The sequence below is a fragment of the Oleiphilus sp. HI0066 genome (assembly GCF_001635725.1).
The window spans coordinates 1-968 of the sequence record NZ_LWFH01000455.1 but is presented as its reverse complement, the minus strand read 5'-3'; the positions used below and the strand labels follow the sequence as shown (position 1 = coordinate 968).

The window sequence follows — 968 nt, the reverse complement described above, 5'->3', positions numbered from 1 at the left end:
TTGGCATATGCTTTGAGAGAAAGTGGTGAATATGAGCAAGCCGCAGTGCTTCTTGAGGAGGGCGTCATTAAATATAACGATAATGACAAGCTTCTTGAGTTACTTGGTCAAGTCTATGTTGATCAGCAGCAGTACATGATGGCGGCCCTCGTTTACGAGTTCGCCTCAATGCAGTTTCCACGATTTTCAGCCAAAGCATCTGCTTTGTATTTGAAAGCGGAGAGTCCGGTGCGCGCTCTGCAATTAAATCGCCGAATCCTTGAGCAAGAAGAAAAGTTCCGTCAGCGCATTGGCATTGATATTCAGCTAGAAGACTATGAGTCGATGGTTGCTAAGACAGAACCATTAAAACGTTACGACCTATTGTCAGATGACAATATTTTATACGCCTTAGGTTTTGCGCATTTCAAAAATGGCAATTACCCCATTGCCACTTCATACCTACAACAAATCAACGATAGTCAGCTGTTTACCAAAGCGACTTATTTATTTAAGCAAATAGAGATCTGTCAGAATGACCCGTATGCATGCCGTTAATCGCCTCATAGTGCGCGCGATTATTTGTCTATCGGCACTTATCGCTTTTACAACAACTCCAGCTTTTGCGTCGTCTTCGCAAAAGAATTTATATGTGTTCGTGTTCAAGGATGGCGTGGCGCAGTCCAATATTCGAGTGCAGGCTGGGGAGATTTCTGCCCTTACTAATAGCTATGGTGCAGCATCGTTTTCGTTGACGTCTGGTAATTATGAAGTTGGATATTATCAACCGCGCACAGAACAAGAAGAATCACTGTTCGCATTAACTGAGGTGGCGATTCAGGCAGATGTGTCTAGTCAGGTCTTTCTATCTCTGACAAAGGATGGAGCGAATGTAGACCTTGATTTACCCCTCTCAGAATACAGTCAAGATTTTGAGGTTCAACAGCTCAAAAAGCAGGAGGGGCCAAAAGGTGAATTATCGCTGACTG

Annotated in this window: 2 protein-coding genes; both read left to right on the top strand. The window is 43.7% G+C overall.

Going from position 1 to position 968, the window contains the following annotated elements:
- Positions 1-537: M48 family metallopeptidase (locus tag A3738_RS30675; protein WP_231876553.1), on the top strand; the 537-nt coding region annotated here is incomplete at its 5' end.
- A 94-nt stretch (positions 538-631) separates the two neighbouring features.
- Positions 632-968: hypothetical protein (locus A3738_RS06625; RefSeq protein WP_197473643.1), on the top strand; the 337-nt coding region annotated here is incomplete at its 3' end.